This window comes from Pantoea coffeiphila (assembly GCF_016909495.1).
Lineage (GTDB): Bacteria > Pseudomonadota > Gammaproteobacteria > Enterobacterales > Enterobacteriaceae > Erwinia > Erwinia coffeiphila.
Genome location: NZ_JAFBFW010000007.1, coordinates 46526 through 68635, shown reverse-complemented (window position 1 = coordinate 68635; position 22110 = coordinate 46526). Strand labels below are relative to the sequence as shown.

Genomic DNA, 22110 nt, shown 5'->3' with positions numbered 1-22110 from the left:
CCAACGCCGCTACTGACTTTATTTCTACTGCGCGTTAATTCATTACAGCGACAGCGCCATCACCGGTTCGCCAGAGCGAGAATGCGGTTTATCGCTAATCTGCATTTCACGCCACGCTTCACTGTTAGTGACAATCACCGGCGTCACCGTGTCATAGCCCGCTTTCTTAATTTCATCGAGATCGAAGGTCAGCAGCAGCTGGCCCTTTTTCACCTCATCGCCCTCTTTCACCTGCATCTGGAAATGCTGGCCTTCCAGCTGCACGGTATTGATACCCACGTGGATCAGGATCTCCGCGCCGCCGGTGGAGTTAATGCCGATGGCGTGGCCGCTGGCGAAGGTACTGGCGATATGGCCATCCACCGGGGAGTACACCCGTCCTTCATCCGGCACAATGGCGAAGCCCTGGCCGACAATCCCGGAGGAGAAAACCTTGTCATCGACCGCCGTCAGCGGGATCACCGTGCCGGAAATCGGGGCGGCGATCTGCTCGTTGACCACCTGTGCCGCCGGTGCCGCCGTTGCTACCGTTGCTGCCGCAGAAGTTTCCGTGCTCACGGTACGTTTTTCCCCTGGAGCAGGCGCGGCAGGTACGGTTTGAGCCGTGGTCTTCAGCGCCGGGTCATCGAACCCCACCAGCAGCGTCAGCACCAGGCTGGCGGCAAAGGCCACCACGCAGCCGATAATAAAGCCGATAAAGCCTTCGCCGTAGAAGATAGGCAGGGTCAGCAGGCCCGGCATGCCCATGGAAATGGCGGAACTTTTGGCATAGCCCGCGATGGCTCCGCCGAATCCGGCAGCGATCACCGCGCAGACAAAAGGCTTTTTCAGCTTGAGGGTCACACCGTAAACACCCGGCTCGGTAATGCCGAACAGAGAGGCGATAAAGCTGCTTCCCGCCAGCGCCTTGAGCTTTTTATCTTTGGTACGCAGCATCACCGCCAGCAGCGCGCCGGACTGGGCAAACACCGACGGGCTGGAAGCCGCCTTCAGATAGCTGTGGCCCATCACCGAAATATCGTTGATAAAGACCGTCACAAAGCCCCAGTGCACGCCGAAAATCACCAAAATCTGCCACGATGCGGCCATCAGCGCGCTGGCAATAATCGGATTGATGCCGTAGATGCTGACAAACAGTGACGCCACCGCCTCGCTCGCCGAAACCCCAACCGGCCCGATGGTCATCAGAGTCAGCGGCACCATCAGCGTCAGCAGGAAGAACGGCGTCAGGATATTACGCACGCTTTCGTGGATATGGCGGTTCAGGAAGCGTTCCAGAATCGACATCAGCCAGACGCTGAAAATAATCGGGATCACCGTGCCGGTATATTTCATCATCATCACCGGCAGGCCGAAGAAGGTCACCGGATTACCGGCGGTAAACAGCTGCTGGATGCTGGGATAAATCAGCGCACCGGCAATCGACACCGCAACAAATACGTTGGTTTCAAATTTACGCGCGGAGGTAATCGCCAGCAGCATCGGCAGGAAATAGAACAGGCTGTCCGAGGCCGCATGCAAAATAATGTAGGTGGTTTCTTTGCTGGTCATCCAGCCTGCCGCCAGCACAATCGCCAGCGCGCCTTTCAATACCCCGGCGGCGGCCATCGCGCCCAGCAGCGGAGTAAAAATTCCCGACACCAGATCGATCAGTCGGCCGAGTACCGAGGCGCTGTTTTGCTGCTCCGGTGCCGCCTTGTTACTTTTGCTGTCGTCCAGCAGCCCGGAGATGGCACCGATTGCGCGGAACACGTCCGGCACGCGGTTACCGATCACCACCTGCAGCTGGCCGGAGCCTCTCACCACGGTGATCACGCCGTCCAGCGCTTCCAGCTCCGGCTGATTGACCTTGGTGTTGTCGATAATTTTAAAGCGCAGCCGCGTGGCGCAATGCACCAGCGAGGCAACGTTGTTCTCCCCACCCACCAGCTTGAGTATATTTCCTGCCAGCACTTCAGTATTCATGATAATAATTCCCGTTTTATCGACGACAGTCATTGCAGTGCGTTTACGATCGTTGCCTGTATCCGCTGGCCAGCAGGAAAAAAAGCAAAAAAAAACCTGGATAAAATAGTGTGAAAAAACACACTGCTTTATCCAGGTCTCGCCCAGAGAATTCTGGTCACGTCCTGACGAACGCCCTTCTTTTAACAATACCGCTGAAGAAATTCCACTGATATATTCGGTTTTGTGAAAGTCATCACTAAATTTTCATTCTGCACGCGGTGAAAAAGAATTAAATACGGCGGCTGCATCACATTTATCAGGAATAGTGATTGCCCCGGCCGAGCCCTGTTCTTATAACTACGCCCTCAGGACGTTACTGATCATTCGGCGAAACCTGCTTTCTGTTGCTTACCCGGCAACGGAAAGCAGGTTTTTTTGTTTTTGGCGATCCCCAACGGAGAACGATGATGGCCCGGTTAAATCCACTACTCGGCGCGATGCTCGCCTGTACCCTCACCAGCACCAGCGCCCTCGCCGCAGCAGAACAGGCAGCGACGCAGCAAAAGGAACAAACGCAGGCACAGGCAGGACAGCAGAAAACGCGCATTCTGATTTTGTCCGATATCGGCAATGAGCCGGACGACTCGCAGTCGCTGGTGCGCTTCCTGGTGTACAGCAACGAATTTAACGTGGAGGGGCTGATAGCCACCACCTCAACATGGCTGCGAGACCGGGTGAACCCGGAGATGATGCACAAACGCATCGACGCCTATGCGCAGGCGCTACCGAATCTGCGCAGGCACGCGGAAGGCTATCCGAGCGCCGAAGCACTGCGATCGGTGGTGCGGGCCGGTCGCGCCGGTTACGGTATGGATTACGTTGGCGCGGGGAAATCTACCGAGGCGTCGGCGCTGATTATCAAGTCGGTGGATAAATCTGACCCGCGCCCGCTGTGGATCGACGTCTGGGGCGGCGCGGTGGATCTCGCGCAGGCGCTGTACGACGTGCGCGCCACCCGCAGCGCGGAAGAGGTTGAGGCGTTCGTCAGTAAAATCCGCGTTTATGCGATCTCCGATCAGGACAATACCGGCGAATGGATACGGGCGCAGTTCCCTGCCCTGCGCTATATCACCAGCATTCACGCCTGGAATGACTACTTCATCGCCACCTGGAGCGGCATGTCGTCGCGCTTTGCCGAAGGCGGCGATATGAGCCGGGTCAACAACGACTGGCTGGCCCGCAACATCCGCAATCAGGGACCGCTGGGCGCGGCCTATCCGGCCATTGAATACACCATGGAAGGCGATACGCCTTCGTTCCTCTACCTGCTGCAAAACGGACTGAACGCGCCGGAACATCCGGAGTACGGCGGCTGGGGCGGGCGCTATGCGGCGGTCACGCCCGACAGCCGCAGCGGGCTGCGCACCAGCACCTCCGATACCGTCACCGGCGTCGATGGCAAAAGCCACCGCACCGCCAGTGCCACCATCTGGCGCTGGCGCGAGGCGTATCAAAATGATTTTGCCGCGCGCATGCAGTGGAGCGTGACCCCGGACGTGAAAAAGGCCAACCACAATCCGCAGCTGGTGCTGAACGGGCAGCCGGGACAGGGGATCGTCGAGCTGAAAGTGAAATCGGGTGAAGTGGTAGAGCTGTCGGCGAAGGGGTCGCACGATGTGGATAATAACCGGCTCAGCTACCGCTGGTGGCAGTACAAAGAACCGACCGCCACCACGATGAATATCCACTTTAGCCCGGACCTCAAGCTGGAGGATACCGAACGCGAGGCACTCCGCTTTACCGCGCCAGCGGTGAAAACAGCGACGCCGTTCCATATCATTCTGCAGGTGCAGGATGACGGCACGCCGTCGCTGTTCGCCTACCGCCGCGCAATCGTCACCGTAACGCCGTAGCGGCAGCACGCCCGGGCACACAGGGTGCCCGGGCAACGCAATTTAACGCGGTCTAGACGGGATCGCTCAGGCTGGCCCCGTTGCTGCCGATCACATCGCGATACCAGTAAAAGCTTTTCTTACGGCGGCGCTCCAGCGTGCCGTTGCCTTCGTCATTGCGGTCAACGTAGATAAAGCCATAGCGTTTCGACATCTGCGCAGTACCGGCGCTGACCAGATCGATCGGCCCCCAGCTGGTGTAACCCATCAGCTCAACGCCGTCTTCAATCGCTTCCCTCACCTGCACCAGATGCGCCTGCAGATACTGGATGCGGTAATCGTCCTGGATCGAGCCATCCGCCGCCGGAGCGTCTTTCGCCCCCAGGCCGTTTTCCACAATAAACAGCGGCTTCAGGTAGCGATCGTGCAGTTCGTTGAGCAGGAAGCGCAGCCCCTGCGGGTCGATCTGCCAGCCCCATTCGGAGCTTTGCAGGTGCGGGTTGGGGATCATCTTCATGATATTGGTGCGCGAGCTTTGATACAGCTCCGGCTGCGCCGCCGCACAGCCGCTCATGTAGTAGCTGAAGGAGATAAAATCGACCGTCTCTTTCAGGTCAGCGGCGTCCTGCGTGGTAATATTCAGCGCAATGTCGTTTTCGCGGAAGAAGCGCTGTATCCACGCCGGATAAGCCCCGCGCGCCTGTACGTCGCCAAAGAACAGCCAGTCGCGATTCACGCTCTGCGCCTTCAGCACATCTTCCGGCTTACAGGTGATCGGGTAGCGAATCCCGCCCAGCAGCATGCTGCCGATTTTGGCATCCGGGATAATCTCGTGGCAGGCCTTCACCGCGCGGGCGCTGGCCACCAGCTGATGATGGATTGCCTGATAGATCTCCTGCTTGCTTCTTTCCCCCGCCAGCCCGACGCCGGTAAACGGTGCGTGCAGCGCCATATTGATCTCGTTGAAGGTCAGCCAGTATTTCACCTTATCGCGGTAGCGGGTGAAAACCGTGCGCGCATAGCGTTCAAACAGCGCAATCACTTCACGGCCGCCCCAGCCGTCGTACTTTTTCACCAGCCCGTAAGGCATCTCATAGTGCGACAGCGTGATCAGCGGCTGGATACCGTAGCGCGCCATTTCATCAAACAGGCGGTCGTAAAACGCCAGCCCCTCTTCATTTGGCTGGGTTTCATCGCCCTCGGGATAGATACGCGTCCAGGCGATGGAGGTGCGCAGCACTTTAAAGCCCATCTCGGCAAACAGCTTCACGTCTTCCGGGTAGCGGTGATAGAAATCGATGGCCTGATCTTTCACGCCGCGGCTGTCAGCGTCGCGTTCAACGACCTTGCCGTGGATGCCCTGCGGTTGCAGATCGGAGGTGGAAACGCCCTTCCCACCCTCATTCCATGCGCCTTCAACCTGGTTGGCCGCTACCGAACCGCCCCACAAAAATCCTTCCGGGAATGCCATATTCATCGTTACCTTCTCCTTTATGACTCATTTAACTGCGTGCCTGCTGTGCAGGCCTGAAAACAAAAAAACCTGCTCAGCACCGGCATCGTAAGATGTCGTTGCTGAAGCAGGTTTCGCCTGATTGGTTCAGTTACGCCCTGAAGTAAGACCTGTAAATCAGTTTAACCGCCGCTGAGGCGATTGATATGGATGGTCAGAAACATCACCTCATCGGTGGTGAGCTGGCAGCCATAGTTTTTATCCACGTAGTGACAGATTTTCTTTGCGCAGGCCCAGGCCTTCGGCATCATTTCGGTAATGCCCTGATAGATACTGTCGTCGCCGTGCGCCACGGTTTTACGATTCAACAGCCGCAGAGCGAAGAATTTCAGATGGGTAACAAAGCGCTGGTAGTCCAGCGAGTCTTCATCCCAGGTCAGCTTGAAATCGTACTGCAAAATGCTCAGTACATCCCTGATAATGGTCGCACTGTCCATGGTGCTTTGCATATCGCTGTTGTTTTTGGCATTGGCCAGATGCAGGGCGATAAATCCCGCCTCATCCTGCGGCAGCGTAATACTCAGCGCCTGCTCGATCAGCCCCAGCGCTTCCAGTCCGACGGCAAACTCCTCGGCGTAAAAACGTTTGATATCCCACAGCAGGAAGTTCTTAATCGCCAGGCCGTTGCTGTGGCGCTGAATGGCGAAATTAATATGGTCGCTGAGCGCCAGGAACAGCGTGTCCTGCACGGTGATCGCCAGCCGCTGCTGCGCCAGGTTGATAATACGCTGGGTCACGGCCAGGTTCGCCGGCGGGATCTCCGCCAGCAACTGCGCAAACACATCCGCCAGCCCCTCGGACTTTTTCACGAACTGGCTTTCGATCTCGCTGGCGTCCACCGTATCCCCTGGCTTTTTACCAAAACCAATACCGCGCCCGATCGCCACCACCTCTTCATGCCTGGCGTTGATCAGCAGGACCGCGTTATTGCTCAGAATCTTATCGACTATCATTGCAGCCATCTTTCACGTGACCTTTTTCATAAAAAAGACAAAAAAAAACCTGATTGCATTGAAGCCATTACGGTTTCAATGCGATCAGGTTTCGCTCAGTGTTATCTGATAACGTCCAGGGGTTGTTATAACGAATCATCCCGCCAGGCTCAAGTTCCCTCTGAAGGAACTGTGATGATAATCATGAACTGATGCCCGGACGGGGTTTGCTGATACGGATATCGCGAGGCCCTTCCCCGCCGGGATGCTGCCGAGGGGGAAGGCACAGCTCAATCACGGTTCACCGATTGCTACAGGCCCAGAATAAGCATAATCGCTTATCTTCCGTTATCCTTCACAGCTGACATTTCAACAGAGCCAGCCACGGTAAAAGATTATTACCATCCACTCTGTCTACTAAAAACCCTTTTTCATCGATGAGTATTTTCTTCTGTTTTACGGAATTACCGACATTTCCACCGATGGTAATTAGGTATCCCTGTTCCCGATTAACATAAATAACCACGTCACCGTGTGAAGGGTAGAAACTGTCCGTTTTATACGCCAACTCGGCATTTTCAAAACTGTATTCGCTCGCATATTCTCGGCCCGAGCAAATAATATCACCCGGTGAGGGAATATCAGAATCCGGTGAAACAGCATAGTAAGCGCTTTTAGTCCCATTTTGCCGGGCCTTCCTTGCCGATTCGATATAATGGCAATGCGCCGAGGAGTAGTTAAACAGATCGCCCGCACCGGCATTTTTAACAACGAAAGAAACAAAGGCTGATGACCATGCCGGATTATAAAACTTCCCGTGTTTATCTTTTGACAGCGTTTTTCCATCTATATTATCTATATTGATGGCTTTCCAGTAGTCGCCAACGCGTTTATAAACAGCAGCATCATATTCTTTCAGCGTTCCCGACCGGAATTTGGAATATTCGCGATCGCATGCCGACAAAAGTTCTTTGATAAAAACAGTCATACATCCCCCACAGACTAGTGAAAAATGAAACCTCATCTGTTAAAAATTTAATTACTTTTTTAGTTTTTAATAACCAAAAATGAAACGCGTAAACTTTTCGCTTTCCAGAGACAGGTGTTATGAAAGGCGTTGGTATCGGTTTGCCGAAAGCGATAATAACCTGACCGGCCCCCCTTTTCCAACACGTTGCTTTCATTGAAGAAAAACATTAACCCAATGAAATTTATTATGTTTTTCATTGAGAGCAATATTTTAACCCGGCAAAAAAATTTTTACGGTAGATCTCCATTTCAATCAGAGGATATCGCGGATAACGGCCTGAGCCGGGAGCAGGCGGCAGCGGCAATCCTGGTCGCTGCCGCCGTTGAAACGCAGGGCGATCGCCCTGCGTTTCGGAGTAGATCGCCGCCCGATCAGCTCCCGCGATAGGTGGACCAGCCGCCGGGGGCAATCAGAAACGGCAGATGGTAGTGATCGTCCGCCGCAGCTGGAATAACGAAATCAATCTGCGCGCAGGGGAAAGGCGTTTCCAGCCCCTTTGCTGCAAACCAGTCGCCGGTTTCCGCCACCAGCCGGTAGCGCCCAGGCGGCAGCGGCGCGGGGGCGAAGTCGCCCAGCCGTCCGTTGGCGTTGGTCAGCCCGCTGGCGATAACCTGCTCGCCCTGCTCAAGCCGCAGCGCCACGCCTGCGGCAGGTTTACCGGTGGAAATATCCAGAATATGGGTGCTGAGGGTGGTCATTCGCTTATTGCTCCTTCCAGTCGTAACAGGGTAATTTCGCGCAGCGCTTCCAGCGCCGCCTGTACTTCTTCTGCGTGGCTGTTGTTCAAACGCTGCGCCAGCGCGGCCAGGATCTCCTCGCCGCTGCGGCCTTTGGCGCGGATCAGGAACACCCGGCCAAAGCGTGCCTCATAGCGGGCATTACCCGCCTTCAGCGCCAGCGCCAGCTGCGAGTCCTGGTCGTTAACGGCTCCCTGCTCCTGCCGCGACAGTGCGGCGTGCGCCTGGCTGCCGGAGGGTTTTTCGCCGATGCGCGGATGGGCGCTCAGCGCCTGATTCAGCTCCGCTTCCCCCCAGCTCTGCGACGCCTGCTGTGCAGCACCAAGCAGCGATTCGCGGCTGGCGTACGGGCGTGCCGCAACCACGGCTTCGCACCACGCCGGGATTGCCACGCAAGGCGCAATCAGGGCCAGCGCCTGCGGCGGTGAAAGATGATTAAAGTGACTCAGCGCTGTCATTACTGCTCCTTGCTGCCGCGACCGGCGCGGCGGTTTTCTCTTCGGGGATAATCAGGTTAAGGACAATCGCCACCAGCCCGCCGCTGGTCGCCGCCGAGCCAAACAGGTTGCCGATAATCGGCGGGAAGTGGGCGAGAAACGCCGGAACCGCCTCCACGCCCAGGCCAAAGCCAAATGCCAGACCGACGATCAACATATCGCGGCGGTTTAACGGCACCTGGGTAATAATGCGGATACCTGCCGCCACCACGCAGCCAAACATCACCATCGTCGCGCCGCCCAGCACCGGCGTGGGGATCTGCCGCAGGATCTCACCAAACGGCGGGAACAGCCCCAGCAGGATCAGAATCACCCCAATATAGCGGCCAACGTAGCGGCTGGCGACGCCGGTCATCTGGATCACACCGTTGTTCTGCGCAAAGGTGGTGTTGGGAAACGCACACAGCATAGCGGCAATCATGCAGCTGATGCCGTCGGCCAGAATGCCGCCCTTCAGGCGAGAGCGGAACGCGCCGTCGTCAATCGACTGTTTCGAGATCAGGCAGTTAGCCGTCAGATCGCCCACCGCTTCAAGAATACACACCAGCGACACTAAGGCGATCGGCAGGAAAATGGCGCTGTTAAACTGGAAGCCAAACGGGAACAGCGACGGCAGACGGAACCAGGTGTCGCCAATGCCGGACAGGTGAAAATTCCCGCTCAGCGCGGCGGCAACGCAGCCGACGGCGATGCCCACCACCACCGAAGAGAGGCGCAGCCAGCGGTTCTTCGCGCAGCTCAGCAGCACGATCGCGCCCAGCGTAACGGCCCCGAGGGCGATATTGCTCATGCTGCCGAACGCCTGCGACTGCTCGCCGCCGCACCAGTTGATTACGCTGACTTTAATCAGGCTGATGCCGATCAGCGCAATCACGCTGCCGGTAATAATCGGGGTGAAGATTTTTTTCAGCGGTTCGATAAAGCGGCTGACGATCACCGGCACCAGCGCGGCAACGAAGTTCACGCCAAACAGCATGGCCATAATATCCTGCGGTCCGCCGCCCTGGCCTTTGACCCAGATGCCACCGGCAATCGCCACGCCGAGAAAGGCAAAGCTGGTGCCCTGCATACAGATCATCCCCGCCCCGATGCCCCAAACGCGATTGGACTGAAGAAACGTACCAATGCCGGAGGCCAGCAGCGACATGCTGATCAGATATGGCATCCAGTCACCCAGCCCGAGCGTGGCACCAATAATCAGCGGCGGAGTGATAATCCCCACCAGCCCGGCCAGCACGTGCTGTAGCGCGCTGAAAAACGCCGGAAGCGGTGGGATCTTCTGCTCAAGTCCGTAAATCAGCGTGTCGTTCTTTTCATCAGCCATGGTTGTTGCATCCCGTTGCGAATAAGCGATATCAGCACATTGCATAAACCAGACCAGAGTCGCCAAAACGGCGCGGATAATTTGTTTTCCGGCCGATTACCAACGCAATTTCAATAAGATAAATTCACCAATATCGTCGTTTTATCTGCCTGTAAATCACCGCATCCGAATGAAACGTTAGATTCCTGATGACCAGGTAAGAAATTATTGATTCACGATAAAGCAGAGACTGCGATGTATCGCACTAAAAAGAGGCACAACACCGCCTGCTTACGATAGAAACGCCGCCGCCAGCGCCTTTGCTGACCTGGTACGCAAATTGCTGAACCCCATAACGAAGCCTGAACAGGAGAGAAAAATGAAAGCATTAGTTATCGGTGGCGGCATTGGCGGCCTGAGCGCAGCGGTTGCGCTGGAGAACGCAGGGATCGACTGCGAAGTTTACGAAGCGGTAAAAGAGATCAAACCGGTGGGGGCGGCGATTTCCATCTGGCCTAACGGCGTAAAGTGCATGCACCACCTCGGCATGGGCGAGATTATTGAAACTTTTGGCGGGCCGCTGCGTTCCATGGCCTATCAGGATCATCTGCGCGGTGAGGTGCTCACCCAGTTCAGCCTCGCCCCGCTGATTTCTCGCACCGGCGGACGCCCCTGCCCGGTTTCCCGTGCTGAACTTCAGCGCGAGATGCTGGATTTCTGGGGGCGCGATCGGGTGCAGTTCGGCAAGCGGGTGACCCACACCGAAGAAAACAGCGACGGGGTGACCGTCTGGTTTACCGACGGCACCTCGGCCCACGGCGATTTTCTGATTGCCGCCGACGGCAGCCACTCGGCGCTGCGGCCTTATGTCCTGGGCTACACGCCGGAGCGCCGCTACGCAGGCTACGTCAACTGGAACGGCCTGGTGCAGATCGATGAAGCCATTGCCCCTGCCGAACAGTGGACCACCTTCGTGGGCGAAGGCAAGCGCGTGTCGCTGATGCCGGTATCCGACGGGCGCTTCTACTTCTTCTTTGACGTGCCGCTCCCGGCAGGGCTGCCGGAGGATCGCACGACGCTACGCGCCGATCTGAGCCGCTATTTCAGCGGCTGGGCCGCACCGGTGCAGACGCTTATCGCGGCGCTGAACCCGGAAACCACCAACCGCATTGAAATCCACGATATCGAGCCGTTTGACCGGCTGGTGCGCGGGAAAGTGGCGCTGCTGGGCGACGCCGGGCACAGCACCACGCCGGATATCGGCCAGGGCGGCTGCGCGGCGATGGAGGATGCGGTGGTGCTCGGTGCCGTTTTCCGCGAGCACCGCGATATCGAATCGGCGCTGCGCGAATATGAAGCGCAGCGCTGCGACCGCGTGCGTGACCTGGTGCTCAAGGCGCGCAAGCGCTGCGACGTCACCCACGGCAAGGATATGGCGCTCACCCATGCCTGGTATCAGGAACTGAAGGAGGAAACCGGGGAACGCATTATCAACGGCATGTGCGAAACCATCCAGGGCGGGCCGCTGGGCTGACGCTACTCAGGTTTCGGCTGTGGGCTGCATCGCCTCCAGCACCGCCGTCAGCTTCTGAATCGCCATCTGCGCCGGGCGCGAAAGCTGCCGCGAAGGGGCGGTACAGAGCGCCAGCGTCAGCGGCCGCAGCAGCGTGCCGCGCAAAGGCACAAACGCCAGCTGGCCGCGCTTCACTTCATCATGAACGTCCAGCAGGCTCAGCACCGTTACGCCGCTGCCCTTCAGCAGCAGCGATTTGATCAGCCGAATATCATTACAGCTGATGGTGTTCGCCGGTGCAAAATCGTGGTGGCGGTAGAGCATCGCCACCCGCTCGTGAACGATCAGCGGCGCGCCGGGAAGGATATGGCGCTCGCCGCTCAGCTCGCCCAGCGAAATGCGCCCGGAGGATGCCAGTGGATGATCCGCGCGTATCACCATGCCCATCTCCAGCTCGGCAAACGCCAGCACGCTCAGCCCCGCCTGCCCTTCGGGATCGAGGATCAGCCCGAAATCGAGATCGGCCTGGCGTATTCGCTGGCTGACCGTATGGCTGTCGGCCACCTGTAACACCAGCTCCAGCCACGGGCAGTCGGCGATGATGTCGGACAGCGCGTTGGCAAAACTGCCTTCGGCCAGCGCCTGCACCAGCCCGACGTTGACCGTCCCGCGCCGCAGCCCCTGTAGCTCATCAAACTTCTGCCGGGTCAGGCGAAACTCCTTCTGCCAGCGCAGAATATTGTCATACAGCAGCTCCCCCGCCGTGGTCATCCGCAGCCCTTCCGGCAGGCGTTCAAACAGCGGCGTACCAAATTCTTCTTCAGCCTGCAGGATCTGGCGGTTAATCGCCGAGGCGGAAATATGCAGCTTTTCCGCCGCGCGGCGCAGGCTGCCGCAGCGGGCCACTTCGGCAAAGTAGAGCGCAAAACGTGAAAACGGACTCATGCGGCACCTGTACTCCTTTTTGCAACACCCTGGTGAATTAATGCTGATGGATGCGTACACCCTAATATGACAACAATAAACCCACAACAACTAAACCAGTATTTTTTGTGAGCAGGAAGGCCAACGATGAACACGCACAAACCCACTCCCCCCGCGCATTGCACCTTCGAACCGGATGACTGGCTAAAGCTGGCGAAATGCTGGCACCCGGTAGCCCGCGCGTGCGACATCGACGCCGCGCCGGTGAAAGCCACGCTGCTGGACGAACAGCTGGTGATCTATCGTATCAAGGGCAAAGTGGTCGTTGCACGTGACGTCTGCCCGCATCGCGGCGTACCGCTGACGCTGGGTTTTCACGATGAGGAAGGGATTATCTGCCCGTACCACGGCCTGCGCTTCGGCGAAGACGGCCGCTGTAACCGCATTCCGTCCAGCCCGGACCAGCCGGTGCCGGCCAAGCTCAACCTGATGAGCTATGCGGTGGAAGAGCGCTACGGACTGATCTGGACCTGCCTGGACTTTGATGCTGAAAACCCGCCGCCGCTGCCGACCATGCCGCTCTGGGATGCAGAGGGTTACCAGCAGATCAACTGCCCGGGCTTTGAGGTCAACGGCTTCGCCGGTCGCCAGGTAGAAGGTTTCCTGGACGTTGCCCACTTTGCCTGGGTACACACCGATACCTTTGCCGACGCCGACAACCAGCTGGTGCCGGACTACAAACCGCAGGACACGCCGTTCGGCTTCGTTGCCGACTACTGGAGTTCGGTCAGCAACTACGCGCCGCACTCGGAATACCGTGCGCCGGAAGACTTCCAGTGGCTGCGGCATTTTGAAATGCACCTGCCGTTTACCGCCACGCTGACCATTCATTTTCCGGGCGAGGAGCGAATGGTGATTATGAACGCCGCGTCGCCGGTGTCGGCCAGGGTTACGCGGATGTTTGCGCCGATCGCCCGCAATGTCGATCTGCACGTGCCGGTGGAGGACGTGCACGCCTTCAACCTGCGGGTGTTTGAGGAGGACCGGCTGATGGTGGAGACCCAGCGCCCGGAAAGACTGCCGCTGGATCTGACCCTGGAGGCGCATATTCCCGCCGATCGCAGTTCGATTGCCTACCGTCGCGGCCTGAAAAAAATGGGCTTTGGCGAATTTTTCCTCGTCTGACCGGAGGCTGCGATGAATGAGATGCTGGAAGCGAGGGTCGATGGCCTGTGGTGCCAGGGCGACAAAAGTCTGGCCGTCAGCCTGGTCGGCACCGGTGCTGCGCCGCTGCCGGCGTGGCAGCCCGGTGCGCATATCGACCTCCACCTGCCCTGCGGACTGATCCGTCAGTATTCGCTGACCGGCCCCGGTGAGGCGAACCGCTATCTGATCTGCGTGGCGCGTGAAGCGGCATCACGCGGGGGATCGCGCTATATTCACGACACGCTGCGCCCCGGCCAGCGGCTGATGATCTCAGCCCCGCGCAACCTGTTTCCCCTGCATCCTGCCGGGCGGGTGCTGCTGCTGGCAGCGGGGATCGGCATCACCCCGCTGTATGCCATGGCGTTGCGGCTTAAAGCGGCAGGCACGCCTTTTGAACTGCACTACTTTGTCAAAAGCCGCCGCAGCGCCGCGTTTATCGCTGAACTGCTGGAAAGCGGCAGTGAGGCGCTGTGTACCGTTCACTGCTCCGACGAAGGCGGCAGCCCGCGCCACCGGCTGGCACAGGCCATTGCCGCACCGCTGGGCAATCAACACCTTTACGCCTGCGGGCCGCAGGGTTTTATGACTGCGGTGGCGGAAACCGCACGGGCGAAAGGCTGGGCGGCAGAGCAGATCCACAGCGAAGCCTTCCAACCCGTTGCCCCGGCTGCGGCGGGAATGCAGGACGGCACGTTTACCGTCACGCTGGGGTCAACCGGGGAACGCTGGCCGGTACCGGGAAATAAGAGCATTGCTCAGGTGCTGATGGAAAACGGCGTGGCCGTGCCGCTCTCCTGCGAGATGGGCCTGTGCGGTGCCTGCCTGACGCCGGTCATCGACGGCATTATCGATCACCGCGATACCGTGCAATCCGAACAGGAAAAAACTGCCCCTACGCAGCATATCGCGCTGTGCTGTTCGCGCAGCCACTCCGGGGAGATTGTTATCGATCTTTGAAAGGGATACCGGCGAGGCATTGCTGCACTCCTTCAATCTGGAAAACCATCGTCTTGCAAAACTCGCCTGACAGCAGCAGAATCGGTTAAAGAATAATCACATCTAAGTGCGAGCGAGATTAATTTACCAGGCAGCGAAGCCATGTAAGGGAGAACAGGACGTGGATGACAAGGACATGATGGAAAAGATTCGTGTTGATGTGGCAACGCTCTCTGAGCGATCGAAGAGCTTCGCCACAAAAGAAGATGTACAGCTAATCAGAACCGATATGCAAAATGAAATTGCCAGCCAGACGAAATGGTTAGCAACCACCATCATCGCGGTGGCTGGCGTCAGCCTTGCCGTGGCGAAGTACCTGTTTGGATAATCTCCTCTCCATCACAACCTTTCTGTTTTTTTACTGCGGGTCCCCTTTCGGGATCTCGGCAAAGAACCCGGCAAACAGCGGCTGACGCAGCTGGTGCAGCACCTCCTGCAGAGTATCCAGCGGTGCGGCGGACCAGTCGGCGCGGGCGTCAACGTCGGGGTATTCGCGGTCGTACCAGATTTTCAATGCTGCCGAATGCATGCCGCGCCTGTCGCCGCCCGCCGTCGCCCCGGCACGCATCGCCGCCAGCAAACGATCGGCAAACGGCAGCTCGCTGCGCAGCTGGTATTCCCGGCGCATCTCCGCCAGCGTTTCCGCATTAAGCAGTAAATTCCCCCCGACCGCGCCGTCGTTCACCGACAGACTGTCGGCATACACGCCACACAGCGGGCCGCTCCAGTGCGCCACGCTGCCGCTGCGATCCACGATCATCACCTGCCTGCGTGCCGCTTCCGGGTCTTCCCGCAGCAGCATCGCCAGCGTTTCGGTGGCGGTAAATCCTTCACGCAAGCGCGCAATGCCCTGAATGCCATACAGCGGATTGGTCATCGCCTGGGTAGCAATCGCCCCCACCCGCGAGGCACCGTGGATCACCAGCGCGCCGACCGCCGGACCGGCCGTGGCCGTGGCCGCACCGAATGCGCCGGTGCGCGGATCGCGCGCGACGATTGAGAAAGTCATGTCAGCTCCAGTCGCAGGGTCAGACTAAATTTATATGGATAAATTATTGCAATAAACTCTATTTATACGCATAAATAATAATCAGGACAACCGGAATTCACTCCCCGAAGCAGAAGAGGCCACCATGCTGAGTACGCGACGAATCAAGGTTTTAATCAGAAGTGCCCTGCTGCTGTGCCCGCTGCTCGGCTTACCGCAGGCCCAGGCCGCCACGCCCGCCGATGCGCTGCTGATAGGCCAGGTGGCCGAGCCGCAATCGCTCGATCCGCAGGTAGCCACTGCCGCTAACGACTCGCGTATTCTGGTCAATATGTATGACGGACTGGTGCGCAACGGCGAAGGCAAACTGGATATCGAACCGGCGCTGGCCACCCGCTGGGAGATCAGCCCGGATGGCCTCACCTACCGTTTTCATCTGCGCGACAACGTGCGCTTCCACGACGGCACGCCGTTTAATGCCGAGGCCGCAAAGTTTACCTTCGATCGCATGATTGATGAGAAGAACCCGTGGCACGATACCGGCCCGTTCCCGCTGTCGTTTTTCTTCTCCAGCATTCAGTCCATTGACACCCCGGATGAACAGACGCTGGTGTTTCACCTGAAAGAACCTTTCGCGCCGTTTCTCTCCAATCTGGCCACGCCGACGGGGCTGATCGTTTCACCGGCCGCAGTGAAAAAATACGGTAAGGATTTTGGCCGTCATCCGGTGGGAACCGGGGCGTTTCAGTTTACTGAATGGCGGGCCAACCAGCGCGTGGTGGTGACGGCGAATGCATCTTACTGGGACGGCAAACCGGCGGTTAACACCGTGGTCTTCCGGCCGATTACCGACGGCAATACCCGCGTGGCGGAAATGCTTTCGGGTGGGATCGACGCAATGGTCGAAGTGCCGCCGGATACGGTGAAACTGTTCGCAGAGAAGCGCAAACGCTTCCGTCTGTATGAAACCACCGGCCCACACGTCTGGTACGTGATGCTGAATGCCCAGGTACCGCCGTTTAACGACGTCCGCGTGCGTCAGGCGGTGAACTACGCGGTGAACAAGCAGTCGCTGGTCGACAATATTCTCCAGGGTTCGGCAGACGTGGCCGACGGCCCGATCCCGGCGGCGTTCAGCTGGGCGGCGAATCCCGACGTGAAGGCGTATCCCTACGACCCGCAGAAGGCGCGCGATCTGCTGAAAGCAGCGGGAGCGGAAGGTGCAACCCTGACCTTCTACGTCACCGAAGGGGGATCGGGAATGCTCGACCCGGTGCCGATGGCCACCGCCATTCAGGCCGATCTGAAAGCGGTCGGGCTGAACGTAAAAATTGAAACTTATGAATGGAACACCTATCTGTCGAAGGTCAACGCCGGGCTGACGCCGCAGACCCATATGGCAGAAATGGCGTGGATGACCAACGACCCGGATACGCTGCCGTTTTTAACCCTGCGCACGGAAGCCTGGCCAAAAAAAGGCGGCTTTAACTCGGGCTACTACAGCAATCCACAGGTAGATGCGCTGCTGGAAAAAGCCCGTCTGACCACCGATAACGCCGAGCGCGGGCAGCTTTACCGCCAGGTGCAGCAGATCGTGCATAACGATGCGCCGTGGCTGTTTGTCGCCAACTGGAAGCAGAACGCCGTGACCTCCACGCGCATTAACCATTTTTCCCTGCAACCGAACTTTAACCTGTTACTCAACCGGGTGACCAAACAGTAACGCCGACGCAGGAGCCTGACTATGTGGCACTACACGCTAAAACGCGTCCTGGCGATCGTTCCCATCTTTATTGGGCTTTCGCTGATCGTCTTTCTGATTATGGCGATGATCCCCGGCAATCCGGCCCAGGCACTGCTGGGGGCCTGGGCCACGCCGGAAAACGTCGAACGCATCACCCGCGATCTCGGGCTGGATAAGCCGCTGTGGCAACAGTATCTGATCTGGATCGGCAACATCCTGCACGGCGACTTTGGCCGCTCTTACGTGCTGAATCGCCCGGTGATTGACGAGGTCCTGCAAAGGCTGTCGGCCACGCTGATCCTCGGCGGCAGCGCGCTGCTGCTGAGTACCGTGCTCGGACTGCTGGCGGGGATTGCCTCCGCGCTGCGCCAGTTCGGCTGGGGCGACCGGCTGATCACCCTGTGCGTGCTGGTGGGGATTTCCATGCCCTCGTTCTGGATCGGCCTGCTGATGATTATGCTGTTCGCCGTACAGCTACAGTGGTTCCCGGCCTCAGGGATGTTCGCCATCTGGGGCGGCGGTGACTGGCTGGATCTGCTACATCACCTGGCGCTGCCCGCCATTACTCTGGCGATTGTTGCCACCGGGGTGATCGCCCGCCTGACCCGCACCGCAATGCTGGAAGTGCTGCGCCAGGACTTTATCCGTACCGCCCGCGCCAACGGCCTGAGCGAGTCGAAGGTGATCTACCGCCACGCCTTTCGCATGGCGCTGGTGTCGGTGATCCCGGTCATCGGCATTCAGGCCGGTTTTGTGCTGGGCGGCGCGGTGTACATTGAAACCGTCTTCCAGTGGCCGGGACTGGGCGCGATGCTGGTGAAAGCCGTTGCCACCCGCGATCTGCTGCTGGTGCAGGGCGGCGTACTGGTGGCCGCCGCGGTCTATGTGCTGATCAACCTGTGCGCCGACATCCTGCAGGCGCTTCTCGACCCGAGGTTAAAATCATGAGCCAGATCCTGACGGCGCCCTCTGCGCGCCACCGCCCGTCGCTCTGGTCGCTGCTGCTGGCGAACCGCCTGGCGACGCTGGGGCTGATTATTCTGCTGCTGACGGCGATCGTTGCCCTCTGCGCGCCGCTGCTGCCGCTGGCCGACCCGGATGCCACCAACCTGCTGCAGCGCCTGCTGCCGCCGCTGTCGCCGGGGCACCTGTTGGGCACCGATCCGCTGGGGCGCGATGTGCTCTCGCGACTGGTCTGGGGAACGCGGGTGTCGCTGGCGGTGGGCATCAGCGCCACGCTTCTGGCCGCGCTGTTCGGCACGCTGATCGGCCTGCTGGCGGGCTACGCGGGCGGCCGCACCGACAGCCTGCTGATGCGGCTGATCGATATGCTTATGGCTTTCCCCTATATTCTGCTGGCGCTGGCGATTGTTGCGGTGCTGGGGCCGGGGCTGCTGAATGCGCTGTACGCCATCGCCGTGGTCAATATTCCCTTCTTCGCCCGTAATATTCGCGGCCTGACCGTCGGCCTGCGCCAGCGCGACTTCGTGCAGGCGGCGCGACTCTCCGGCAAAAGCCACGCGTCGGTGCTGTTTACCGAAGTGCTGCCCAACGTGATGCCGGTGATCGTGGTGACCATGTCCACCACCATCGGCTGGATGATTCTGGAAACCGCCGGGCTGTCGTTCCTCGGCCTCGGCACCCAGCCGACGGATGCCGACCTCGGCTCCATGCTCGGCCAGGGTCGCGCACAGATGTTCAGCGCCCCGCACGTATCGCTGGTGCCGGGAATTATGATTTTCCTGCTGGTGATGAGCTTTAACCTGCTGGGCGACGGCATCCGCGACCTGCTCGATCCGCGCCTGCGCTCCGGCGTGCTGCAGCGTGCGCAGGCGGTCACCACCGTCACCCGCCCTGCCGTACCGGCGGCAAAAACCGAAGACGCACTGCTGGAGGTGGTGGATCTGAAGGTCAGCTTCCGCGCCGGAAAACAGACTCAGCAGGCGGTAAAGGGCATCAGCTTCCATCTGCAACGCGGGGAATGCCTGGGGCTGATTGGCGAAAGCGGCTCGGGCAAAAGCGTTACCGCACTGTCAATCATGGGCCTGCTGGCCTCGCCGCCGGGGGAAATCAGCGGCGGCGCGGTGTACGTTGGCGGCGAAGAGATGCTGTCGCTTTCCCCTGATGCCCTGCGCCAGCGGCGCGGCGCGCGCGTGGCCTATATTTTCCAGGACCCACTGAGCACGCTGCATCCGCAGCTGCGTATCGGTGACCAGATCGTTGAGGCGATTCAAGCGCACAGACCGCTTTCGCGCAGCGAGGCGCGGCAAAAAGCAGTGGCCCTGCTGGAGGACGTCGGCATTCCCGATGCCGCCGCGCGCTTTAACGCCTGGCCGCATCAGCTTTCCGGCGGCCAGCGCCAGCGCGTGGGCATCGCGATGGCACTGGCGAACGACCCGGAGATCATCATCGCCGATGAACCGACCACCGCGCTGGACGTTACCGTGCAGGCGCGCATTCTTGAGTTGCTGCAAAACCTGCGCCGCCAGCGCGGGCTGACGCTGCTGTTTATCACCCACGACTTCGGCGTGATTGCGCAGATCTGCGACCGGGTGGCGGTGATGCGCCACGGCGAAATTGTAGAAAGCGGCGATACCGCCACCGTACTGGCAAATCCGCAGCATGATTACACCCGGCGGCTGATCGCCAGCGTGCCGAAAGCAGGCCAGGGGCGTGATTTCCTGCGCCAGGTCGCGGTACTTTACCCCGGCAGCCAGCCCCAACAGGAGCGCGTATGAGCAACGTGATTGAGGTGGAAAACCTGACGAAAACCTTCGGCCACGCCGCGCGCTGGTTCAGCCCGGCGGCTCATCAGGTGCAGGCGGTGAAAGGGATCTCACTGCATCTTGCCGCCGGGGAAACGCTGGCGGTAGTGGGCGAAAGCGGCTCGGGAAAAAGTACCCTGGCGCGCATGCTGGTCGGGCTGGAGTCGCCGACATCCGGCACCATTCGCCTGATGGGTAACGAGACAGGCCCGGGGCGCAGCGCGAAAGAGAACGGTCGGCTGATCCAGTATGTCTTTCAGGACCCGGTCGCCTCGCTGAACCCGAGAAAAACCATCGCCGACACGCTGGACGTGCCGCTGAAAGCGCTGTGCGGCTACGGCAGCGCCAAAAGAAAAGCGCGGATGCTGGAGCTGATGGAGGCGGTGAAAATGCCCGCCGATGCGCTGATTGGCTATCCGCACGAGTTTTCCGGCGGGCAGGCCCAACGGCTGGCGCTGGCGCGGGCGCTGGCCGCCGAAGCGCGCATTCTGGTGCTGGATGAACCGGTCAGCGCGCTGGATGTGTCGGTGCAGGCGCAGGTTCTGCTGCTGCTGGAGCAGTTAAAAGAACAGTTTGGCCTCTCCTACCTGTTTATCAGCCACGATCTGGCGGTGGTCGAATCGATTGCCGATCGGGTAGCGGTGATGTATCACGGAGATTTGGTAGAATGTGCCGATAACGCCACGCTGTTCCGTTCACCTCAGCACCGCTACACGCAGAGTCTGCTGGCCAGCGCCCCCCGTCTGTGAAGGAATAATTGATGACCCAGGACACCCCGGACGCTCCGCGCCGCAAGCGCACCGACGAAATTGTCGATGCGATTAAAGAAACCATTATTCGCGAAAACCTGGTGCCGGGCGACCGGCTGCCGCAGGAAAAAGATCTGGCTCAGCACTACGCCGCAGGCAAAGGCACGGTGCGTGAAGCGCTGAAATCACTGGAGGTGCAGGGGCTGATCCGCACCAAAACCGGGCCGGGCGGCGGCGCGTTTATCGAATCGATGACCGAGACCCGCGCCATGAGCCTGCTGTCCAACTATCTGTTCACCCGCGAGCTGTCCATCGGCAATATCTATGCCCTGCGCAAAGCGCTGGAACCAATTGCCGCCGTCAGCGCGATTCACGCCATCGACGAAGCCGGTTTTGCGCGATTAAATCAGCTGATTGCCGTTTACGACCATCCTCCGGCCGATGAAGACGAGCGCTGGGCCCAGCGCATGGCGGAGCTGGATTTTCACGGCGTGGTCGCCAGCTATGCCGATAACGTACTGCTGGCGTTTCTCTGCCACTTCTTGCAGCGGCTGCTGAAAGACCTGGCGGTATGCAAAGATATTTATCAGCGCCCGGAGCCGGTAGACCGCCGGATCGGGATTGATTTCCAGCGCCGCCTGATCGATGCGATGCGCCGCAAGGACGCCGGAGAGGTGGAAGCGATTATGTATGCACATATGCAGCACGCCGAGGCGTCAATGCTGGCGCTGGAGGCAACGCTGGAGGAACGCTTTCTGAGCGACAGCGTTTAGCCGCCTCGCGTAACCGACGAGTCAGATAAACCGGTAGCTGACAATATACCCGCCGAGGTTACCGAGCCGCTTCTCCACCCGCAGCGCGCGGGCCGCGGGCGGAATGTCACTGTCGCTGGCGCAGAATTCGATATGACGCCGCAGGTCTACATCATAGTAACGAATCCCCGCCGGGCAGCGGCTGAATCGCGAACTGGCGGGGCCGGGATGCTCCACCGTATACGCCACTTCGCTCTGCACCGGACGGCTGGCGGTCAGATATACCCACATATCCGGCACATTAAACAGGGTAATGAAGGCAAATACGGTCACACCGGCAAAGGTTTTCAGCAGCGCCACATTGCCTTCATCCACCTCCGGGCCACGGAGAAAATGCCGCCACGCAGCAAAAAGCCCGATACCGCAGGCCACGGAGACGGTTATCAGCCCGTTATACTCCCCTTCGCGCAGCCAGACCCGGCGCGTCAGCCACAGGCAGACCATCATCCAGACCAGCCAGAGGCACATTCCCGCGATAAAGAGATGATAGATCCTGTTCCGTTTTTCGAAGTACACGTTGCGGTCCTGTTCGTGTCTGCCGGTCCTGTCGGACTGAAAAGAA

Annotated in this window: 20 protein-coding genes; 10 read left to right on the top strand and 10 right to left on the bottom strand. The window is 59.2% G+C overall.

Annotation, left to right across the window (positions count from 1 at the left end):
* Positions 1-42 precede the first annotated feature (42 nt).
* Complete coding sequence (locus JOE09_RS21165) at positions 43-1965, bottom strand: beta-glucoside-specific PTS transporter subunit IIABC (RefSeq protein WP_205067195.1); 1923 nt, start codon at positions 1963-1965, stop codon at positions 43-45.
* 446 nt (positions 1966-2411) lie between these two features.
* Here JOE09_RS21165 and JOE09_RS21160 point away from each other — a divergent pair, with 446 nt between their 5' ends.
* Positions 2412-3860: a DUF1593 domain-containing protein gene (locus tag JOE09_RS21160; protein WP_239553233.1), complete on the top strand. Its 1449-nt coding sequence runs from the start codon at positions 2412-2414 to the stop codon at positions 3858-3860.
* Between the two features lie 52 nt (positions 3861-3912).
* Here the strand turns inward: JOE09_RS21160 and JOE09_RS21155 are convergent, their stop codons facing one another.
* The 6 genes from JOE09_RS21155 to JOE09_RS21130 form a co-directional block, all read right to left on the bottom strand.
* The gene (locus JOE09_RS21155) at positions 3913-5316 is read right to left on the bottom strand and encodes a glycoside hydrolase family 1 protein (protein ID WP_205067194.1); all 1404 of its coding nucleotides are present in this window, start codon (positions 5314-5316) and stop codon (positions 3913-3915) included.
* A 158-nt stretch (positions 5317-5474) separates the two neighbouring features.
* Positions 5475-6305, bottom strand: a complete 831-nt coding sequence (licT, locus tag JOE09_RS21150; protein ID WP_205067315.1) for a BglG family transcription antiterminator LicT — start codon at positions 6303-6305, stop codon at positions 5475-5477.
* 334 nt (positions 6306-6639) lie between these two features.
* Positions 6640-7272, bottom strand: a complete 633-nt coding sequence (locus JOE09_RS21145) for a DUF2272 domain-containing protein (protein ID WP_172606545.1) — start codon at positions 7270-7272, stop codon at positions 6640-6642.
* Positions 7273-7685: 413 nt separating this feature from the next.
* On the bottom strand, positions 7686-8012 hold the full coding sequence (uraH, locus tag JOE09_RS21140; protein WP_205067193.1) for a hydroxyisourate hydrolase: 327 nt from the start codon (positions 8010-8012) through the stop codon (positions 7686-7688).
* Positions 8009-8509, bottom strand: coding sequence for a 2-oxo-4-hydroxy-4-carboxy-5-ureidoimidazoline decarboxylase (gene uraD / locus JOE09_RS21135; RefSeq protein WP_205067192.1), 501 nt, complete (start codon positions 8507-8509; stop codon positions 8009-8011). The genes uraH and uraD overlap by 4 nt, the downstream gene beginning before the upstream one ends.
* Positions 8487-9872, bottom strand: a complete 1386-nt coding sequence (locus tag JOE09_RS21130) for a nucleobase:cation symporter-2 family protein (protein WP_205067191.1) — start codon at positions 9870-9872, stop codon at positions 8487-8489. The genes uraD and JOE09_RS21130 overlap by 23 nt, the downstream gene beginning before the upstream one ends.
* A 358-nt stretch (positions 9873-10230) precedes the next feature.
* On the opposite strand from JOE09_RS21130, the gene hpxO reads away from it, so the two are divergent.
* Positions 10231-11385 (top strand): FAD-dependent urate hydroxylase HpxO, encoded by a 1155-nt coding sequence (gene hpxO, locus JOE09_RS21125; protein WP_205067190.1) that lies wholly within the window; start codon positions 10231-10233, stop codon positions 11383-11385.
* Positions 11386-11391: 6 nt separating this feature from the next.
* Here hpxO and hpxR read toward each other — a convergent pair whose 3' ends face one another.
* Positions 11392-12309 carry a LysR family hpxDE operon transcriptional regulator HpxR gene (hpxR, locus tag JOE09_RS21120; RefSeq protein ID WP_205067189.1) on the bottom strand — a complete coding sequence of 306 codons (918 nt, stop codon included), beginning with the start codon at positions 12307-12309 and terminating at the stop codon, positions 11392-11394.
* Positions 12310-12435: 126 nt separating this feature from the next.
* Between hpxR and hpxD the strand changes: the two genes are divergently transcribed.
* From hpxD to JOE09_RS21105, 3 genes are all read left to right on the top strand, one after another.
* Positions 12436-13473: a molybdenum cofactor-independent xanthine hydroxylase subunit HpxD gene (gene hpxD / locus JOE09_RS21115; protein ID WP_205067188.1), complete on the top strand. Its 1038-nt coding sequence runs from the start codon at positions 12436-12438 to the stop codon at positions 13471-13473.
* Between the two features lie 12 nt (positions 13474-13485).
* Complete coding sequence (locus tag JOE09_RS21110) at positions 13486-14451, top strand: PDR/VanB family oxidoreductase (protein WP_205067187.1); 966 nt, start codon at positions 13486-13488, stop codon at positions 14449-14451.
* Positions 14452-14611: 160 nt separating this feature from the next.
* Entirely contained in the window at positions 14612-14818 is a 207-nt protein-coding gene (locus JOE09_RS21105) for a hemolysin XhlA (protein WP_205067186.1), read from the top strand.
* Positions 14819-14848: 30 nt separating this feature from the next.
* On the opposite strand, the gene JOE09_RS21100 is transcribed toward JOE09_RS21105, so the two are convergent.
* A complete protein-coding gene (locus JOE09_RS21100; RefSeq protein ID WP_205067185.1) occupies positions 14849-15499 on the bottom strand; it encodes a DUF1028 domain-containing protein in 651 nt (216 codons plus the stop codon).
* A 124-nt stretch (positions 15500-15623) separates the two neighbouring features.
* On the opposite strand from JOE09_RS21100, the gene JOE09_RS21095 reads away from it, so the two are divergent.
* From JOE09_RS21095 to JOE09_RS21075, 5 genes are read left to right on the top strand one after another with little or no spacing between them, the layout of a single operon-like run.
* Positions 15624-17201 (top strand): ABC transporter substrate-binding protein, encoded by a 1578-nt coding sequence (locus tag JOE09_RS21095; RefSeq protein WP_205067184.1) that lies wholly within the window; start codon positions 15624-15626, stop codon positions 17199-17201.
* A 21-nt stretch (positions 17202-17222) separates the two neighbouring features.
* A complete protein-coding gene (locus JOE09_RS21090; protein WP_105591484.1) occupies positions 17223-18170 on the top strand; it encodes an ABC transporter permease in 948 nt (315 codons plus the stop codon).
* A complete protein-coding gene (locus tag JOE09_RS21085; RefSeq protein WP_205067183.1) occupies positions 18167-19960 on the top strand; it encodes a dipeptide/oligopeptide/nickel ABC transporter permease/ATP-binding protein in 1794 nt (597 codons plus the stop codon). The genes JOE09_RS21090 and JOE09_RS21085 overlap by 4 nt, the downstream gene beginning before the upstream one ends.
* Positions 19957-20736 (top strand): ATP-binding cassette domain-containing protein, encoded by a 780-nt coding sequence (locus JOE09_RS21080; RefSeq protein WP_205067182.1) that lies wholly within the window; start codon positions 19957-19959, stop codon positions 20734-20736. Before JOE09_RS21085 ends, JOE09_RS21080 begins: the two co-directional genes overlap by 4 nt.
* 11 nt (positions 20737-20747) lie before the next feature.
* Positions 20748-21509 carry a FadR/GntR family transcriptional regulator gene (locus tag JOE09_RS21075; protein WP_205067181.1) on the top strand — a complete coding sequence of 254 codons (762 nt, stop codon included), beginning with the start codon at positions 20748-20750 and terminating at the stop codon, positions 21507-21509.
* A 21-nt stretch (positions 21510-21530) separates the two neighbouring features.
* Here JOE09_RS21075 and JOE09_RS21070 read toward each other — a convergent pair whose 3' ends face one another.
* Entirely contained in the window at positions 21531-22064 is a 534-nt protein-coding gene (locus tag JOE09_RS21070) for a hypothetical protein (RefSeq protein ID WP_205067180.1), read from the bottom strand.
* Between the last annotated feature and the right edge of the window lie 46 nt (positions 22065-22110).

Coding starts and splice junctions, on each gene's coding strand:
- JOE09_RS21165 (WP_205067195.1), bottom strand. CDS start 1,965: ATGAATACTGAAGTGCTGGCAGGAAATATACTCAAGCTGGTGGGTGGG.
- JOE09_RS21160 (WP_239553233.1), top strand. CDS start 2,412: ATGATGGCCCGGTTAAATCCACTACTCGGCGCGATGCTCGCCTGTACC.
- JOE09_RS21155 (WP_205067194.1), bottom strand. CDS start 5,316: ATGAATATGGCATTCCCGGAAGGATTTTTGTGGGGCGGTTCGGTAGCG.
- licT (WP_205067315.1), bottom strand. CDS start 6,305: ATGATAGTCGATAAGATTCTGAGCAATAACGCGGTCCTGCTGATCAAC.
- JOE09_RS21145 (WP_172606545.1), bottom strand. CDS start 7,272: ATGACTGTTTTTATCAAAGAACTTTTGTCGGCATGCGATCGCGAATAT.
- uraH (WP_205067193.1), bottom strand. CDS start 8,012: ATGACCACCCTCAGCACCCATATTCTGGATATTTCCACCGGTAAACCT.
- uraD (WP_205067192.1), bottom strand. CDS start 8,509: ATGACAGCGCTGAGTCACTTTAATCATCTTTCACCGCCGCAGGCGCTG.
- JOE09_RS21130 (WP_205067191.1), bottom strand. CDS start 9,872: ATGGCTGATGAAAAGAACGACACGCTGATTTACGGACTTGAGCAGAAG.
- hpxO (WP_205067190.1), top strand. CDS start 10,231: ATGAAAGCATTAGTTATCGGTGGCGGCATTGGCGGCCTGAGCGCAGCG.
- hpxR (WP_205067189.1), bottom strand. CDS start 12,309: ATGAGTCCGTTTTCACGTTTTGCGCTCTACTTTGCCGAAGTGGCCCGC.
- hpxD (WP_205067188.1), top strand. CDS start 12,436: ATGAACACGCACAAACCCACTCCCCCCGCGCATTGCACCTTCGAACCG.
- JOE09_RS21110 (WP_205067187.1), top strand. CDS start 13,486: ATGAATGAGATGCTGGAAGCGAGGGTCGATGGCCTGTGGTGCCAGGGC.
- JOE09_RS21100 (WP_205067185.1), bottom strand. CDS start 15,499: ATGACTTTCTCAATCGTCGCGCGCGATCCGCGCACCGGCGCATTCGGT.
- JOE09_RS21095 (WP_205067184.1), top strand. CDS start 15,624: ATGCTGAGTACGCGACGAATCAAGGTTTTAATCAGAAGTGCCCTGCTG.
- JOE09_RS21090 (WP_105591484.1), top strand. CDS start 17,223: ATGTGGCACTACACGCTAAAACGCGTCCTGGCGATCGTTCCCATCTTT.
- JOE09_RS21085 (WP_205067183.1), top strand. CDS start 18,167: ATGAGCCAGATCCTGACGGCGCCCTCTGCGCGCCACCGCCCGTCGCTC.
- JOE09_RS21080 (WP_205067182.1), top strand. CDS start 19,957: ATGAGCAACGTGATTGAGGTGGAAAACCTGACGAAAACCTTCGGCCAC.
- JOE09_RS21075 (WP_205067181.1), top strand. CDS start 20,748: ATGACCCAGGACACCCCGGACGCTCCGCGCCGCAAGCGCACCGACGAA.